Source organism: Butyrivibrio sp. AC2005, from assembly GCF_000424145.1.
In the GTDB taxonomy this organism is placed as follows: domain Bacteria; phylum Bacillota; class Clostridia; order Lachnospirales; family Lachnospiraceae; genus Butyrivibrio.
This window is the reverse complement of sequence record NZ_KE384143.1, coordinates 6084-23371: the sequence shown is the minus strand read 5'-3', so window position 1 is coordinate 23371 and position 17288 is coordinate 6084. Positions and strand designations below refer to the sequence as shown.

Below are 17288 nucleotides of genomic sequence, written 5' to 3'. Positions count from 1 at the left end.
TAAAGAAGGTTTTGAAGTTTGTTTATGCCTTCCCCTAGGGGGGGAAGGTGTCAGACGAAGTCTGACGGATGAGGGGTTAGCTGAAGTATCTAACTCCACTCTCAAATATCTTCATATCCTGCTCGCCAAAGATGTTAACAGCTACGCCGTCTCCTCTTCTCTCTGAGTGACACATCTTACCAAGGCAGCGTCCGTCAGGTGATGTGATACCCTCAACTGCCATGTAGGAACCGTTGATGTTCCAAAGATTATCAAGATGTACCTGTCCTTCAGGATCACAGTACTGTGTTGCAATCTGTCCGTTCTCAAAGAGATTCTTAAGAACATCTGTAGGTGCTACGAAACGTCCCTCTCCGTGTGATGCGGGATTTACATATACACCGCCGACCTCAGCGCCCTGCATCCAGGGTGACTTGTTACTTACAACTCTAAGGTATGCCATAGTTGAAATATGACGACCTATAGTATTGAAGGTAAGGGTCGGGCTCTCGGGATTCTGTCCGGTAATCTGTCCGTTAGGAACAAGACCAAGCTTTATCATAGCCTGGAAACCATTACAGATTCCAAGTGCAAGACCATCTCTGTTCTGAAGAAGGTCATTTACTGCTTCCTTGATACTCTCGTTCTGGAAAGCAGTTGCAAAGAACTTGGCACTTCCGTCAGGCTCATCACCCGCTGAGAATCCACCGGGGAACATGATAATCTGTGCCTGCTCGATTGCCTTCTTGAACTCAGCAACAGACTCCACGATATCCTGTGCATTTCTGTTTCTGAAGATTTTTACTATAGTATCAGCGCCGGCTCTCTGGAATGCCTGTGCTGAATCATACTCACAGTTACTTCCGGGGAATACAGGAATGAAAACTGTGGGCTTTGCTGTTTTGTTTTTGCAAACATATATATCAGAAGTTTTATATTCTTTTGTTAATGCTCCATCCTCGAAGATGCTCTTCTTATCAGCACTCTCAGTATCTTCCTCGGAAACCGGTGCTACTGAAGGGAATACCTTTTCAAGCTTATTCTTCCAGTTTTCAAGCGCTTCCTCTTCTGAAATAACCACATCACCGATGGTAAACTTCTTATCGTCTGTAACAACACCGATTTCTCTTGCTTCTCTTAATGCAAGGACATCTCCTGCCTTATCTGCAGGAACCTCCACAAGGATATTTCCGATTCTGTTTGTAAAAAGATCCTCGTGCTTAACACAGCCTGCAATCTTCACACCAAAGCCATTACCAAATGCCATTCGGCTTATAGCAGCTGCAACACCGTAGCAGTCAATTGCATAGGCAGCAACTACATATCCTTTCTGCATGAGATCGTGAATTTCATCATAGCGTGCCATTACCTTTTCATAATCAGGAAGGCCATACTGATCTCTGTCAATCGGAAGCTCAATGAGCATATCTCCTGCATTCTTAAGCTCAGGAGTGATGACATCCTTCTGCTTTGCCACATCAACTGCAAAGGATACAAGTGTCGGAGGAACGTTAATTTCTCCTGATGCTCTCTTCTCATCACCCTCGTAGAAGAAGGAGCCTGACATTGAATCCTTACCACCTATTGAAGCAATACCGAATCTGAGCTGAGCCTCGAAGGATCCAAGGAGTGCTGTAAGCGGCTGACTCCATCTTGTCTTGTCAGCTGTCATTCTCTGGAAATACTCCTGGAAAGTGAGATGAAGCTTTTTATAATCACCACCTGTAGCAACAATCCTTGCAACAGACTCTGTAACTGCATAAGCAGCTCCGTGGTACGGACTCCATGATGAAAGGTACGGATCAAAACCGTAAGCCATCATTGTCACTGTATCTGTCTTACCACCAAGAACAGGAAGCTTAGCGATCATTGCCTGTGTCTCAGTGAGCTGATATTTTCCACCAAAAGGCATTGTTACTGTGCCTGCACCGATTGATGAATCGAACATCTCAACAAGGCCCTTCTGTGAGCAGACATTGAGGTCTTCCATCTCTGAAAGCCATGCAGTCTTTATATCGTTATTCTTAAGAGCTTCTCCTGCTGCCTTGCAGGCATACTTGTCAAAATAGTTATCCTCTGCAACAGGAATCTGAACCTCAACCTCTGTCTCCTGATGAGCACCGTTTGTATCAAGGAAGGAGCGCTTGATATCTACGATTTTTTTACCTCTCCACTTAAGGACAAGTCTTGGCTCCTCAGTTACTACCGCAACCTTGACAGCCTCGAGGTTTTCCTCTGCTGCATACTCAAGGAACTTATCTACCTGAGAAGGATCAACAACTACTGCCATTCTCTCCTGTGATTCGGAGATTGCAAGCTCAGTTCCATCAAGACCTGCATACTTCTTCGGAACCTTATCAAGATCAACATCAAGACCATCTGCAAGCTCACCTATTGCAACGGATACACCGCCTGCTCCAAAGTCGTTACACTTCTTTATAAGCTCTGAAACCTCAGGTCTTCTGAAAAGTCTCTGCAATTTACGCTCTGTAGGCGCATTACCCTTCTGAACTTCGGCACCGCAGGTAAGAATTGAATCTGCTGTGTGAGCCTTGGATGAGCCTGTTGCACCGCCGCAGCCATCACGTCCTGTACGTCCGCCAAGAAGCACAATGATATCTCCCGGGTCAGAGCTCTCTCTGATTACATGCTCCTGCGGAGCAGCACCCATAACTGCACCGATTTCCATACGCTTAGCTGCATAATCGGGATGATAAACTTCCTTTACATAACCTGTCGCAAGACCGATCTGGTTACCATAGCTTGAGTAACCGGATGCAGCACCTCTGACAAGCTTTTTCTGTGAAAGCTTACCCTTAAGAGTATCAGCAACAGGAACCGTAGGATCAGCTGCACCTGTTACGCGCATTGCCTGATATACATAACCTCTTCCTGAAAGAGGATCTCTTATCGCACCACCAAGACATGTTGCAGCACCACCGAAGGGTTCAATCTCTGTCGGATGGTTGTGAGTCTCATTTTTGAAAAATACAAGCCAGTTCTCTGTAACAGGCCCGTTACCATAATCAACATCCACCGGAACTACTACTGTACATGCATTATTTTCCTCAGACTCTTCCATGTCTGTAAGCTTACCGTCTTTCTTAAGCTTCTTCATACCCATAAGAGCAATGTCCATAAGAGATATGAATTTCTCCTCGCGTTTCTTAGGATCAGCGTAAACATCCTCTCTTGCGCTTAAGTACTTGTCATAAGAAGCCTTGATAGGTGCAGCATAAAAGCCTTCACCGAAGCTCACATTCTTAAGCTCTGTGCCAAAGGTTGTATGACGGCAGTGATCGGACCAGTATGTATCAAGTACGCGGATTTCTGTCATGGAAGGATCGCGCTTCTCATCATCGTGGAAATACTGCTGAATCCATTTGAAATCATTAAAGGTCATGGCAAGGCCAAAGGACTCGTAAAGCTTTTTAAGCTCATCCTCTGCCATATCCTTGAAGCCATCCAGAATCTTTACATCTGCAGGCTCTTCAAAATTGTCAACAAGTGTCTCAGGCTTTTCCTCATCAGCAATTCTTGAATCAACAGGGTTCATGACATACTCTTCAATTTTTAAGAGTTCCTCGTCAGTAATATCCCCCATCAGCATATAGGTCACTGCTGTGCGAATTACAGGTTCCTCATCACCCTTTATAAATCTTACACACTGAACCGCGGAATCAGCTCTCTGGTCAAACTGTCCCGGAAGGGCCTCTACGCTAAATACTTTTGCGTCTTCAGGTATCTCAATCTTTTCATGATATAAGATATCAACGGGTGGTTCTGAAAAAACTGTAGTGCAGGCTTTCTCAAATACCTCATCAGAAATATTCTCCACATCGTAGCGAATAAATTCTCTGACCTTGGTCACACTCCTGATCCCAAGATAGCTCTTGATCTCCTTGCGAAGCTCCTTAGCTTTTCCTGCGTAAGGTGCCTTCTTTTCAACATAGACTCGTCTGACTGTGCTCATAAATCTCCTCCTGAACATTTATAAATATCATCCCCTCATCCGTCAGCTTCGCTGACACCTTCCCCCCAGGGGGAAGGGTGGAAAAGAAGATTATTTTTAACAAATAACAGTTTCAAAAAAACACTTTTTACATCAAAAAATCAGTGTCAAAAAACACTGATTAATTATCTGCGGGCACTAAGCCCTCCAATATATATAGTAATTCGCGGTCAACCGCGGCCTCACTAACACCAATAGTTTTAGCGGATACTTTAAGACCCTCAACCACATACATAAGGTTGCGGGCACATCCGTACGGATCAGCACAGGTAAATTCACCTGAGCGTACACCATTTTCAATTAAAGTCTGAACTATCTGAACTCCTGCGTCGAACTGCTTACGCAGAGGATTATCCTGAACCGGCATATCCTTATTAGCGAAATATTCATAGGAAGCAATAACAAGACTATTCTTCTTACGAAGAATCTCTTTCTTCTGCTCCTTCAAGAAAAGAGCCAGCATATCGCCGGCAGTAGCGTCATTATTAAGAGCCTTGATTACGGCTTCATCCTCATCATCTTCAGATTCATCGGATAATACAGCAAGAAAAATCTCTTCAGTGGATGAAAAATAGAGATAAAGCCCCCCACGACTGATGTCACAAGCCTCAACGACATCCTTCATGGTGACATTTTTAAATCCCTTTTCTGCAAAAACCTCGCGGGCCTTTTCCAGAATGTATTTTCTTTTCTGAGCAGACTTCTCACCCATTCTAAAAATCTCCAGAAAATGTATTTAGTACCGAGTCAATCAGGCAAACATAAATTCCTGCATTATTATAAATACTGACTCTGTCCATTTGTGCTTCCTAATAAGACAAGGTTCCCCAGAAATGAATCAGATCATCCATCTTATAAATGAGCTGATAAAGGACTCCGGTGTAAACACCTTCAGCCCAGACGGTTCCCTTAGTCTGTCCTTCAAGTATGTATTTGGAAAGAATTCCCGCAAGATCATCCATATTCATGATCTCAGCATCACTTATAAACTCAAGCTCATCCTTGTAATTAGCGATGTGATTCCTGGTATATACATATGTATAATTCCGGTTCATCATCCCTGTCTGTTGTGCCTGTTTTACAAAACTGAGTAATGTAGAATCATAAACAGGAAATGGCATTGAGTTGGATAACTCACTGTTTGAGTAGCTCTCTGCAACCTGCTGCTTAGTATGTTCCTTAAGCCATGGAATGTAAGGTGCCAGACTGGCCACATCATCTTTATATCGGGAAATAATATCCTCTACACTGTTTTCGCCGTCTTTTCCTTCAAACATATGACTGCCCCCTCGCATTCATTATCTCAGAGAATTATAACATAAGCAGATAAAAAGTATATATGGCAATTTGTTCAATTAATGTTTTTGAGTTATACTTGTTGCTAATACATTTGTATACATTGGAGATTTATATGAAATATTTTCTTCTTTATATAAAGCAGACATTGAGATTCGTTTTAAAACCCATGTCCTTTGTTCCTGCAATTTTTATGATGTGTCTGATTTTTGGTTTTTCAGGACAGGACGCCGATACCAGTTCAGATTTAAGCTACAGAGTGGGCGTTGAGGTTCTTACTGTAACCAATGATGTGCTGGACAAGGGCTGGTCCAACGATCATATATCTGAGCTTAGTGTATTCTACCAATTTTATATAAGAAAGCTTGCTCACTTTACAGAGTACCTGCTGCTTGCCATAAGCGTAGCCTTTCCACTCTACGTCTACGGACTAAGAGGATTCCCCCTGGTTATTGTGGCCGGGATAATCTGCGTCGGTTACGCATGTCTCGATGAGTATCACCAGTCCTTTATCTCAGGCAGATCGCCTCAGAAAAAAGACGTTTTGATTGACAGCTGCGGCGTATTGGTTGGTATAATCATAACCAGAATACTTGGCTGGACAGGGCGAATGACAATATTCAGGCCGTTAGCTTACAAGTCTAAAAAGAAAAATAAAAAAAGAAGTTGATTGTAAATCATCTTCTTTTTTTGTTTGAGCAATCATATTATTGTTCTATTATTCGCAAGTTATTATCGCTATTCCAAATGACGGAACTGTAAGAATATCACCATCAAGTGATGCCTCCTCTTCGGTTGTGGAGAGAGATGCCCCAAGGGTTCTGTAGGTATCCGCACCCGCAGCTTTACTAAGGTCAATCTCCACTGACTCATTCCCGTTATTAAGTGCAATAAGCACCTTTGCACCTTTAGTTCCTTCCGGAACCTTATCTGCAGCGTCCTTTATCCAGACAACGTTTCTGTCTCCGGAAAGTTCCTCTAATATCGTGCATTTTCCTCTGGCTATTGCAGGAAATTCATTTCTAATATGGATTGCTTTCTTATAATAATTATAAACAGAATCCGGATCACTCTTCTGCTCTTCGTAGGTTCCATAGGACATATCCAGTTTGTCCATTCCATCAGGTCCCTTTGTCATACCTGCAGTGCCTTCAGCATCCCATTGCATAGGCTCGCGCTTATTCTCATCCTTACCGGAACCCTTCATGCCCAGCTCCTCGCCATAATATATGAAAGCATTTCCACTCATAAGAAGATTCAGCGCGCCAGAGAACTTTACACCATTTTTTGCCTTTTTACCTGTGTAATAACCTGCACTTCTTGCCATATCATGATTAGTATAGAATGGTGCATTTATATAATTTTCATTATAAGAAGAATATAACTCATCCTCATCTATCTGTGCCTGAACATATCTTACAGGAGAGGCCTTTCCCTTTGAGCACTTTGCGATTATGCCCTCACTACCTGAAAAATCGAAATCAAAAAGAGAATCTATCCCGCTCTCATAGTACTTCGCATAACCTCCTGACGCAGTCCATGCCTCTCCAACAATATATGCATCCGGCTTGATGGCTTTTACCGCATCAACAAATTTTGACAGTTCTTCCGTACTTGCCGAAATATTATCTGTTGTAAACTGTGTCACAGCATCCATTCTGAATCCGTCGCACCCAAGATCAATCCAGAACTGTGCCATATCAGCAAACTCCTTCTGCACTTCTTCATTATCCAGATTCAAGTCCGGCATCTCTGACCAAAACTGACACTCGTAGTACCAATCTGTACCTGATATCTTTTCATATCCTGTACCTGGTTCTTTTGAAAAATGATAATAGTCAAAATATGGGCATTCCTCAGAACTGGGTTCTTTGCCGTCCGGAAGATTTCGTAAATACTCGGTTGCCTCTATAAACCATGGATGTTGTGAAGACGAATGATTAATTACCGTATCATTAATCACACGGATTCCACGCTTATGTGCTTCTTCTACAAGCCTTTTATAATCGTCAATCGTCCCATACTCCGCGTCAACATCACAGTAATTAATTACGTCATATTTATGGTAGGTTGTAGAGGGGCAAATCGGCATCAGCCAAATCTGAGTGCAGCCAAGATCATCATCTGTCTTGTCATTTCCATCATTTATATAATCCAGCTTATCAATAACGCCTTGAAGATCGCCTATTCCGTCGCCATCACTGTCACAAAAAGAATAGACAAATATCTCATAGGTTGTCCTGTAAGCATCATCAACCATTTCTGTTTTCTGCTTTCCACAGCCTGTCATTGCGGAAAGCAAAGACATTCCCGTCAAAAGTACAGCCAGTAATCTCTTTTTCATAACTCCTCCGGATCCACATACATATTGTATATAATAGTTAACTATTCCAGCATTTTCCTATTGTTTTTACTCTTGAATTTTACTATTTGTTTTTATTGAAAAAAACTGTTTACATTATTTTTTCTCTGTGCTATAATTTCATTCGTTGGCGACACAAGGAACCAACGGATAGGGGAATCATACAATGGCTAGTATTGCGGTCTCCAAAACCGTTCATGCGGGTTCGAATCCTGCTTCCCCTGCTAGCTAAAAAGACTGAAACTCGAGCGAATCGAATTTCAGTCTTTTTGTTTTTCAATTACCTTTATAGCCATATCAATTTATATAGCTTCCATCTCATAAGAAAGCTGCACCTGTTCAAACTTATAGCCATCATACCTATACAGACCCGAATAAGCGCCGGCCCAAATATACCCATCCTTAGTTTGTGTAAGGGCGTTAATTTCAGCTGATGCCAGACCATCCTCGGTGTCATAACCTATTGCAGCATAATCGGAAGCAAAGTCTGTCTCCTTTCCCTGTTCTGCTTTAACTGACAGGCTTTCTGCTTTGGCTGTAACAAGCAGACCTAAAAAGACAGCAAGCATCAGACAAATCATCTGTGTTATTTTTCTATGCATTTTGGTGTTTTTCTTTTTTATCATCCGCATACACAAAATATATATCTGAATTCACAGTTTCCTGCTTCTTACCAATACTATTTTTGATAGATTTCTACTATATAAATCTTATCAGATAATGCCTATTCTATTAGGAAACAATTGATTTATTTTCATTAAAATTTTGAAAACAAAATGCATGTCAGACATTAATATATTTATAGTATTTTAATAAAATGAATTTTTATGCGTTTACTTTCAGACTTTAACGTGGTATAGTGGAAAACAGATTGTTTTTACTGTATCATTACTTATATTAAGAAATTTCGGAGGTATTAGTACTATGTCTTTTCAATATATTCAGCAGCTCCCTTCTCCCGAAGAGATAAGAGATGAATTCCCACTAAAAAAAGAACTCTTCGACCTTAAGAAAAAGCGTGACGCTGAAATTGCTGATGTACTGGCAGGAAACAGTGACAAATTCATGGTTATCGTAGGTCCCTGCTCAGCAGATAATGAAGATGCTGTTTGTGACTATGTTTCAAGACTTGCTAAGGTAAACGACAAGGTCAAGGATAAGTTGATCATTGTTCCCAGAGTTTATACAAATAAGCCACGTACAACAGGTGAAGGCTATAAGGGAATCACTTCTCAGCCCGATCCCGAAGGCAAAACCGATTTCCGTGCAGGTCTGATTGCAATGCGTCATATGCAGATTCGTGCAATTAAGGAGTCAGGTCTCACAGCAGCTGATGAGATGCTCTACCCTGAAAACTGGGGATATGTTGAGGACATTCTTTCATATGTAGCAATCGGTGCACGTTCTGTTGAAGATCAGGAGCACCGCATGGTTGCCAGCGGTTTTGGCGTCCCTGCAGGAATGAAAAATCCTACCAGCGGAACCTTAAGCGTAATGCTAAACTCCGTATACGCAGCTCAGCTTCCGCACTCATTTGTATACAGAGGTTACGAAGTAAAAACAAATGGTAATCCTCTCTCTCACTGTGTACTTCGCGGTTCACAGAATAAGCATGGTCAGTCACAACCCAATTATCACTACGAAGACTTAAGTCTCCTTGCTTATTTATACTCCGAGCGTGATATCAAGAACCCTGCTGCCATCATTGATGCTAACCACAATAATTCAGGAAAAAAATATAAGGAGCAGATCCGTATCGTAAAGGAAGTGCTCCATTCAAGAAGTCAGAATACTAATATTCGTGATCTTGTTAAGGGTGTTATGATCGAGAGTTACATCGAAGAAGGCTGCCAGAAGATTGGCGAAGGTGTTTACGGTAAGTCCATCACAGATCCCTGCCTTGGCTGGGACGACACCGAAAGACTCCTTCTCGATATAGCCGATCTGGTGTAAACCGGACGCCCCAGGTATTCGAACCTGACGCCCCTGGGTATGGTAACCGTACGCCCCTAGGTATTGTAGCCGTACGCCCCTAGGTATTGTAACCGTACGCCCCTAGGTATTGTAACCGTACGCCCCCGGATTATATATTCATCTTCAACCTCGTTGCTAAAGGCATAATCGGTTGAATCTGAATATATAATCCGGGGGCTGATTTATTGTAAAATTACGGGGCTGTTTTTTCAATATTTTGGGGCTGTTCTTTTTTTAACTGCTAAGCGATTAAAATAATCCGGAAGTCTTTTACTATGTAAAGGCAGATTATACAAGGTTAAGGCAAATAATAATACCTTTCTGGATATAGTATTCAGAAAGGTATAAAAATACATAACATTTTTTTAATGCGTACGGTCATAGACATCGCGAAGGTAGTCGCGGTTCTCGCGGGCATAGCGCACAGTGGATACAGGGCTGACATGCCCCATCATCAACTGAACTGCTTCTATATCAGCGCCTCGCTCTACAAGGTGTGCTGCAAAGCTGTGTCGTAAAGCTTCAGGTGTTATCGGAACCTTTATCTCTGCCTGAGTTGCGTAGCCTTTCACAAGCTTCCATACGCCCTGTCTGCTCATAGGTTCTCCCTGATAATTTATAAATAGCAGCTCCTCATCCGTACTTTTAATGAGGTGCCTTCTTCCGTCCTGCAGATATCGTTGTAAAACTTCTTTTGTTCTCTTATCAAAAGGAATTATTCTGTCCTTTTTATCTCCTCTGCACTCAATATTACCAAGCTGCATATTGATATCCGAAACCTTCACAGATATCAGTTCCGAAACCTTAATTCCGGTAGCATACATAAGCTCAAGCATGGCTGAATCACGCTGCCCTTTTGCCGTTCTGGTGTCGGGCATATTCATGAGATCTTCTATCTGTTTTCTTGTAAGAACATTAGCTTTGGGAAGTTCAACCTTTGGTGCTACCAGATTTTCAGAAGCATCAATTGAAACAATATCTCCCTTTACAAGATGCTTAAATAACGCCTTTATGGAAACTATATTTCTTGCCATTGTGGCGGGTGAATAGCCTTTCTCAGAAAGACGTTTAAGGTGGTCCTTCAAAACTTTCTCAGTAATTCCTGTGACTTCAGTTATATTTTGTTCGGTTAAAAAATCCTGTAATTTATTAAGGTCACATTGATATGACTTTGCAGTATTCAAACTCATATGACCGGATAATTTGCACTCAGTAATAAAATCCTGAATAACGTCCATGTCTAATTCATTCACATTCCTTCATAATATTATCAAGCTCTGAAAACATAGGCAGGCAATCGAGTGTTGCAAAATAATCTCTTGGCTTCTGTGCTCTTCTTATCTGCTCTACACTGCCATTCTCTTTCAGTAATAGTTCCGCGCACCACAGCTTGCCATTATAATTATATCCCATTGCAAAACCATGTGCACCGGCATCATGTATAAAGAGATAATCCCCCATATCAATCTTAGGAAGCTTTCTGTCTATAGCAAACTTATCGTTGTTCTCGCAAAGCGAACCGGTAACATCATATACATGATCAAGAGGTGCATCCTCTTTTCCTAAAACAGTGATGTGATGGTATGAGCCGTACATAGCCGGTCTCATGAGATTAACAGCACATGCATCAACACCAATATACTCTTTATAGATATGCTTCTCATGTATTGCTTTTGTTACAAGAGCTCCGTAAGGTCCCAGCATAAAACGTCCCATCTCTGTGTAAATGGCAACGTCATCCATTCCTGCAGGTGCGAGAATTCTCTCATACTCCTTGCGTACACCTTCACCGATAACAGCAATATCATTCCCCTCCTTGTCAGGTTCATAGGGAATTCCCACACCACCTGAAAGGTTGATGAAGCTTATATCTGCTCCTGTCTCCTTCTCAAGCTCTACAGCCAGTTCAAAAAGCTGTGCAGCCAAAGTAGGATAATACTCATTTGTCACTGTATTACTTGCAAGAAAAGCATGTATACCGAAATGTTTTACACCTTTTTCCTTAAGGATTTTAAAGCTTTCGAAAAGCTGATCCTTAGTCATTCCATATTTTGAGTCCCCGGGGTTATCCATAATGCCATTACTCATTTTGAAAACACCACCCGGATTATATCTGCAGCTAATGGTCTCGGGAAGTTTCCCTCCCAAAGCTTCTTCTGCAAATTCAATATGTGTTATATCATCGAAATTGATGATACCTCCGATTTTGTCCGCATAAGCAAATTCTTCCGCCGGAGTGTCATTTGATGAAAACATAATGCTTTCTCCGGTAGCACCTATAGCTCTACTGAGCATGAGCTCCGTAATCGAAGAACAGTCAAAGCCGCAGCCCTCATTCTGTAATAGTTTCATTATCATCGGGTTCGGTGTGGCTTTAACAGCAAAATATTCCCTAAATCCTTTATTCCATGCAAATGCCTTTTTCACTGCTCTTGCATTTTCCACGATTCCTTTTTCATCATATAAATAGAAGGGTGTTGGGTATTTCTTTGCTATGTTTTCTACCTGCTGCTTAGTTACGAATGCTTTTTTCATAATATCCTCATGCTCTCCTGTTCTACATTTTTATTATTCAGAGCAAAGCTCGGAAACAATTTTCACTTTACTACGTTATCACGAAAAAGTGTTCATGTCCAATATTATTTTAAAAAATGCTTCCTAAATATTCTCAATCTGCCAATCTATGGGCTCTAATCCGTTAGCAATAAGAAACTCATTACATTTTGAAAAGTGTTTACAGCCAAAAAATCCACGATATGCTGAAAGCGGGCTGGGATGGGGGGCAGTAAGAATCAGTTGCTTGGGATTATTAAGCATACTCATCTTTGTCTGCGCTGGTTTTCCCCATAGCATGTATACTATTGGCCTGTCCTGTTCATTTAACGCCTTAATTATTGCATCCGTGAAATTTTCCCAGCCTCTTCCCTTGTGAGAATTAGCTGCGTGAGCCCTTACAGTAAGTACAGTGTTAAGAAGAAGAACTCCCTGATCTGCCCATTTCTTCAGATATCCATTGTTTGGAACATAACAACCAAGATCATCCTTAAGCTCGGCATAAATATTCACAAGCGATGGCGGCGCGTCCTGTCCCGGGAGCACCGAAAATGATAACCCGTGTGCCTGCCCCGGCTCATGATAGGGATCCTGTCCCAGTATAAGCACTTTTACATCCTGTAAAGGTGTAAGATGCAGTGCATTAAAAATATCATCCGCAGGCGGATATACCACCCTGGAATGATATTCATCAAGTACAAACTTATATAATTTTTTATAGTAATCCTTGCCGAATTCTTCCTTTAAAGCCGGCAACCAATCATTCGAAATCATCGGCATGATAGTCACAACCTTTCAAAATAATATGACAGGGCATTATTGCAACGCCCTATCATGTTCTATAATCTGACGGGAACATTCTTTTCCCTAAGATATTCCTTCACTTCTCTTATCTCAAGTTCCTTATAATGGAAAAGTGAGGCTGCAAGCGCAGCATCTGCACCACCTATAGTAAGTGCCTCATAAAAATGTTCACAGTTGCCTGCACCACCTGAAGCAATAACAGGAATTCCAACCGTATCACTTACCTTTTTTGTAAGTTCAATATCATATCCTGCCTTTGTGCCATCACCATCCATGCTGGTCAGGAGTATTTCACCGGCACCTCTTTTTTCAGCTTCTCTTGCCCATTCTATAGCATCAAGTCCGGTATCAATTCTTCCACCATTTTTATATACATTGAAGCCGCCATCCGGTCTCCTCTTTGCGTCAATTGCAACTACAACACATTGTGAGCCGAATTTATCAGCAGATTCAGAGATAAGCTCCGGTCTGTTAATTGCAGCAGAGTTAATTGCCACCTTATCAGCTCCTTCTCTTAGTACTGCTCTCATGTCTTCAACAGTTCGTATTCCGCCTCCGACAGTAAAGGGTATAAAAATCTGCTCAGCCACTTTTCGAACAAGATCCACCACTGTATTTCTGGCATCTGATGTTGCAGTTATATCAAGAAAGACAAGCTCATCCGCACCGGCATTTGAATATGCCTTACCAACTTCAACAGGATCTCCCGCATCACGAAGCTGAACAAAATTTATTCCTTTTACTACTCTGCCATCATTAACATCGAGGCAGGGGATTATTCTTTTAGTAAGCATAATTTTTTCCTTTTGCAGTTAATAATATTCAGTATCTTCTCTTATTGCTATTTACTTATCACCTTAAACACTTAGAAAATTCTTAAGAATTTCCATTCCGACTTCCGCACTCTTCTCAGGATGGAACTGACATGCAAAAACATTCCCCTGCTCCACAGAAGCATCTATAGTTGTACCGTACTCAGTTGTAGCAGTAACTATTCCCTTGTCCTCAGCATCAAGATAGTATGAATGGACAAAGTATACATAGGATTCCTCATCTATTCCCTTGAACAGTCTTCCAGCATTAGGATAGCTAAGGCTGTTCCATCCAATCTGAGGAACCTTTAGAACTCCGTTATCAGGAATTCTTTTTATTTTTCCACGCAAAATGCCCAGACCCGAAACTCCTTCTGATTCCTCACTTGAATCAAAAAGGAGCTGCAAGCCCAGGCAAATTCCCATAAATGGTGTTCCGTTTCCGGCTACTTCACGGATAACATCCGTTAGATCGTATTCATTTAACTTGCTCATCGCGTCACCAAAGGCTCCTACTCCGGGCAAAATCACATGATCCGCCTTCATTATCTCCTTAGGATCTCTGGTCACAAGAGCTTCTGTTCCAAGCATCTTAAAAGCATTTATTACACTTTTTATATTACCGGCATCGTAATCAATTATAGCAAGCATCAGACAACATCTCCCTTAGTTGATGTCGACCTCACGTTTATGTCTCCGGCATTATCTTCTCAATGGTCCCGGTTGTTTCCATTATGCGTTTCGTGTATTCTGCCTTGCTCTTAATGGCGTTCATTTCCTCAATATCCTGAGCGCTAAGACCATAAACAGAACTGAGCGTCGACTCGATATTAGAATACACGCTTTGAACTTCGGCTGCAACCTGAAACTCTTCTGCTTCTCCAACTATTGTATTTTTTGCTTTCATGGCAATCATCAGGATGTCCAGCGCTTCATCCTCCATATTCATAGCCTTATAGCTGTTAAATGCTTCTAAATAATACTGCGCGCTGGTCATGACACGTGCCTGATGATACATCAGATTCTGCTCTTCATTCAGCTTTTTACCATATAAAAGCTTGTACGCAGTTGCATAATCCGCCTTTTCAAACGCACTGTTTGCACGGTTCATGATAATTCGTCCGGGAAGAAGAATTGCAGGTAATGTAAACAGAACCCCTATACTGAAAGCAAATAGCATTGCAATCGCCACCTTCTTAGGTGCCAGAGCTTTCTCAGGCACACCATCGTCCGGCTTCGGTTTCTTCTCCTTCTTTGGTTTTTCTTTCTTCGGTGGTTTCGGCTTTTTCTCCTTCGGTGGTTTCTCTTTCTTCGGTTTCTTCTCTTTCTTCTTTTTCTCTTTCTTAGCCTTCTTACCATCCTCCGCTGCCAGTTCATCAAGCACCTGCTGGTTTTCGTCAGTCAGACTGGCAAGCTCATCCTCTTCAGACTTAGGATTAAGATCTTCATCTGTCTGTGTCAGCACTTTGAAAAGTGCAGCGAAAATAAGTAAAATAATATTGGGCCTGCGCTTCTTCTTTTTCTTGCCGCCATCGGCACCATCAAGATCATCCTCCTCAACTCGAAGCGCTATTTCATCATAATCACCACCATTGTCATTTACTTCATCCGGGTCCGGAATGTCATCTGATAATCCTCCATCTCCAAGACCATCTTCCCCCATTGCCTCAAGAATATCTTCAGGATTGACATCCTCTCCACCGGCTCCGGCTTCATCTGAACCGCCTTCATCTCCCAGTCCCATATCATCAAGGCTGATTTCTTCTGCACCGCCACCTTCTTTTTCATCGATGTGTGCCGTACTTTCTACATCCTCAACATCGTCGCTGGCAAGGCTGTTCATTATAGCATCAAGATCAGGCATCTCAACATCCGCAGGTTCGCTTCCTCCTGCCTCAGCTTCGGATGGATCTCCGCCAAGATCCTCCAGCATACTGTCAAGATCCATATCAGCGCCAATATCTTCTCCGTCCCCTGCAACATCGTCAAGATTTTCACCTGAGTCTTTTAACAAGTCATCAAGTTCAGCACTAACTGATTCAAAATCAATATCCGACTCTTCAGCCGCTACTTCGCCTTCGTTTTCGCTGCTCATGGCATCTGCAAACTCAGCAAAAGCATCCTGAAGATCTGCTTCATCAGCAACTGACATTTCTTCCGCCTCAGAAGACTCTGCTGCAGGCTCACCTAAATCTTCAAGTGAAAGATCATCTACCGCTATTTCTTCTAAAGGTGCTTCTTCTGCCGAAGTCTCATCCTGAGCAGCCTCCTCTGCCGGAGCTTCTCCCATGTCATCGAGCGTCAGTTCGTCTATTGATATTTCATCGCTTACTGCTTCATCAGCAGGTGTTTCCTCTGTTATAGTTGCTTCCTCTGCAGCTGAATCCTCTATGGCTGCTTCCTCAGTAGAAGACGTTTCTGTATCTACACCCATTTCAGCCATCATCTTCTCTATATCCTCTGGAGACATTTCTTCGGATTCGGAGTTTTCTACAGGATTATCTTCTGCCATAGGTACCTCCTCAGTTACCCCTTCCTCCAACTCCATTACAGGAGCTACTTCTTCCAGTTGTGACGATTCCAAAGGGGTCTCTTCCAATGGCATCTCAGGAGCAACCTCTTCTGCCAAATCGCCCAATCCTGCATCAAGCGCCTCTTCTATAGGAACATTTTCTTCTGATGCGGTTTCTGCTACGGAAGCTGTCTCTTCCACAGCAGGAGCTGCTTCAGCTGCTGGCTGCTCTGCCTCTATGGGTGGATCTGCCTCTGCTGAAACTCCCATCTCTGCCATCATCTTCTCGATATCTTCCGGTGACATTTCTTCGGATGCAGATGTTGGCTCTGCTACAGGAACTGTTTCTGCTACTGGAGCTACATCTTCCACTATAGGAGCTGCTTCAGCTGAAGGCTGCTCTTCCTCTGCTGAAACTCCCATCTCTGTCATCATCTTCTCTATATCTTCTGGTGACATTTCGTCGGATGCAGATGTTACATCCGCTGCAGGAACTGGTTCTGCTATTGGAGCTACATCTTCCACCGCAGGGGTTGCTTCAGCTGCAGGAACTGGTTCTACTACTGGAGCTACATCTTCCACCGCAGAGGCTGCCTCTGCTGAAACTCCCATTTCTGCCATCATCTTCTCTATATCTTCCGGTGACATTTCTTCGGATGCAGATGTTGCTTCTGTTGCGGGCTGCTCTGGCTCTGCTACAGCTCCCATCTCAGCCATCATCTTCTCTATATCTTCTGGTGACATTTCGTCAGATGCAGGTGTTGGCTCTGCTACTGGAACTGTTTCTGCTACTGGAGCTACATCTTCCACCGTAGAAGCTGCTTCAGCTGCTGGTTGCTCTGCCTCTGCTGAAACTCCCATTTCTGCCATCATCTTCTCTATATCTTCTGGTGACATTTCGTCAGACGCAGGCGTCGTTTCTGCTGAAGGCTGTTCCGGCTCCGCTGAAACTCCCATCTCTGCCATCATCTTCTCTATGTCTTC

At 42.5% G+C, this 17288-nt stretch carries 13 protein-coding genes and 1 tRNA gene; 3 read left to right on the top strand and 11 right to left on the bottom strand.

Translation table 11 applies throughout. The features are described from left to right. Positions 1-76 precede the first annotated feature (76 nt). The 3 genes from G602_RS0124370 to G602_RS0124360 form a co-directional block, all read right to left on the bottom strand. The gene (locus G602_RS0124370) at positions 77-3952 is read right to left on the bottom strand and encodes a phosphoribosylformylglycinamidine synthase (protein ID WP_026661351.1); all 3876 of its coding nucleotides are present in this window, start codon (positions 3950-3952) and stop codon (positions 77-79) included. Between the two features lie 160 nt (positions 3953-4112). After that, on the bottom strand, positions 4113-4703 hold the full coding sequence (locus tag G602_RS0124365) for a TetR/AcrR family transcriptional regulator (protein ID WP_026661350.1): 591 nt from the start codon (positions 4701-4703) through the stop codon (positions 4113-4115). A 97-nt stretch (positions 4704-4800) separates the two neighbouring features. Next, positions 4801-5268: a hypothetical protein gene (locus tag G602_RS0124360; protein ID WP_026661349.1), complete on the bottom strand. Its 468-nt coding sequence runs from the start codon at positions 5266-5268 to the stop codon at positions 4801-4803. Between the two features lie 134 nt (positions 5269-5402). Here G602_RS0124360 and G602_RS28370 point away from each other — a divergent pair, with 134 nt between their 5' ends. Continuing rightward, positions 5403-5957: a VanZ family protein gene (locus G602_RS28370; RefSeq protein ID WP_049945463.1), complete on the top strand. Its 555-nt coding sequence runs from the start codon at positions 5403-5405 to the stop codon at positions 5955-5957. A 48-nt stretch (positions 5958-6005) separates the two neighbouring features. On the opposite strand, the gene G602_RS0124350 is transcribed toward G602_RS28370, so the two are convergent. Then, on the bottom strand, positions 6006-7631 hold the full coding sequence (locus tag G602_RS0124350; RefSeq protein WP_026661348.1) for an alpha-amylase family glycosyl hydrolase: 1626 nt from the start codon (positions 7629-7631) through the stop codon (positions 6006-6008). A gap of 170 nt (positions 7632-7801) precedes the next feature. Between G602_RS0124350 and G602_RS0124345 the strand changes: the two genes are divergently transcribed. Continuing rightward, positions 7802-7873: transfer RNA gene (locus G602_RS0124345), tRNA-Trp, on the top strand. Positions 7874-7951: 78 nt separating this feature from the next. Here G602_RS0124345 and G602_RS0124340 read toward each other — a convergent pair. Continuing rightward, the gene (locus G602_RS0124340; protein WP_155830091.1) at positions 7952-8251 is read right to left on the bottom strand and encodes a hypothetical protein; all 300 of its coding nucleotides are present in this window, start codon (positions 8249-8251) and stop codon (positions 7952-7954) included. Between the two features lie 322 nt (positions 8252-8573). Here G602_RS0124340 and G602_RS0124335 point away from each other — a divergent pair, with 322 nt between their 5' ends. Next, positions 8574-9602, top strand: coding sequence for a 3-deoxy-7-phosphoheptulonate synthase (locus tag G602_RS0124335; RefSeq protein ID WP_026661346.1), 1029 nt, complete (start codon positions 8574-8576; stop codon positions 9600-9602). A gap of 386 nt (positions 9603-9988) precedes the next feature. On the opposite strand, the gene G602_RS0124330 is transcribed toward G602_RS0124335, so the two are convergent. The 6 genes from G602_RS0124330 to G602_RS0124305 form a co-directional block, all read right to left on the bottom strand. Next, on the bottom strand, positions 9989-10876 hold the full coding sequence (locus G602_RS0124330) for a tyrosine-type recombinase/integrase (protein WP_081676166.1): 888 nt from the start codon (positions 10874-10876) through the stop codon (positions 9989-9991). Continuing rightward, a complete protein-coding gene (locus G602_RS0124325) occupies positions 10869-12161 on the bottom strand; it encodes a diaminopimelate decarboxylase (RefSeq protein WP_026661344.1) in 1293 nt (430 codons plus the stop codon). The genes G602_RS0124330 and G602_RS0124325 overlap by 8 nt, the downstream gene beginning before the upstream one ends. Before the next feature lie 120 nt (positions 12162-12281). Continuing rightward, positions 12282-12956 (bottom strand): uracil-DNA glycosylase, encoded by a 675-nt coding sequence (locus G602_RS0124320; RefSeq protein ID WP_026661343.1) that lies wholly within the window; start codon positions 12954-12956, stop codon positions 12282-12284. A 59-nt stretch (positions 12957-13015) separates the two neighbouring features. Then, positions 13016-13774 carry an imidazole glycerol phosphate synthase subunit HisF gene (hisF, locus tag G602_RS0124315; RefSeq protein WP_026661342.1) on the bottom strand — a complete coding sequence of 253 codons (759 nt, stop codon included), beginning with the start codon at positions 13772-13774 and terminating at the stop codon, positions 13016-13018. A gap of 63 nt (positions 13775-13837) precedes the next feature. Further along, on the bottom strand, positions 13838-14443 hold the full coding sequence (gene hisH / locus G602_RS0124310) for an imidazole glycerol phosphate synthase subunit HisH (RefSeq protein WP_026661341.1): 606 nt from the start codon (positions 14441-14443) through the stop codon (positions 13838-13840). A gap of 37 nt (positions 14444-14480) precedes the next feature. After that, positions 14481-17288: hypothetical protein (locus G602_RS0124305; protein ID WP_026661340.1), on the bottom strand; the 2808-nt coding region annotated here is incomplete at its 5' end.

Bases quoted from the DNA above. Each gene is read 5' to 3' on its own strand.
- G602_RS0124360 (WP_026661349.1), bottom strand. From the start codon at position 5,268: ATGTTTGAAGGAAAAGACGGCGAAAACAGTGTAGAGGATATTATTTCC.
- G602_RS0124340 (WP_155830091.1), bottom strand. From the start codon at position 8,251: ATGCATAGAAAAATAACACAGATGATTTGTCTGATGCTTGCTGTCTTT.
- G602_RS28370 (WP_049945463.1), top strand. From the start codon at position 5,403: ATGAAATATTTTCTTCTTTATATAAAGCAGACATTGAGATTCGTTTTA.
- hisF (WP_026661342.1), bottom strand. From the start codon at position 13,774: ATGCTTACTAAAAGAATAATCCCCTGCCTCGATGTTAATGATGGCAGA.
- G602_RS0124335 (WP_026661346.1), top strand. From the start codon at position 8,574: ATGTCTTTTCAATATATTCAGCAGCTCCCTTCTCCCGAAGAGATAAGA.
- G602_RS0124365 (WP_026661350.1), bottom strand. From the start codon at position 4,703: ATGGGTGAGAAGTCTGCTCAGAAAAGAAAATACATTCTGGAAAAGGCC.
- hisH (WP_026661341.1), bottom strand. From the start codon at position 14,443: ATGCTTGCTATAATTGATTACGATGCCGGTAATATAAAAAGTGTAATA.
- G602_RS0124320 (WP_026661343.1), bottom strand. From the start codon at position 12,956: ATGCCGATGATTTCGAATGATTGGTTGCCGGCTTTAAAGGAAGAATTC.
- G602_RS0124370 (WP_026661351.1), bottom strand. From the start codon at position 3,952: ATGAGCACAGTCAGACGAGTCTATGTTGAAAAGAAGGCACCTTACGCA.
- G602_RS0124350 (WP_026661348.1), bottom strand. From the start codon at position 7,631: ATGAAAAAGAGATTACTGGCTGTACTTTTGACGGGAATGTCTTTGCTT.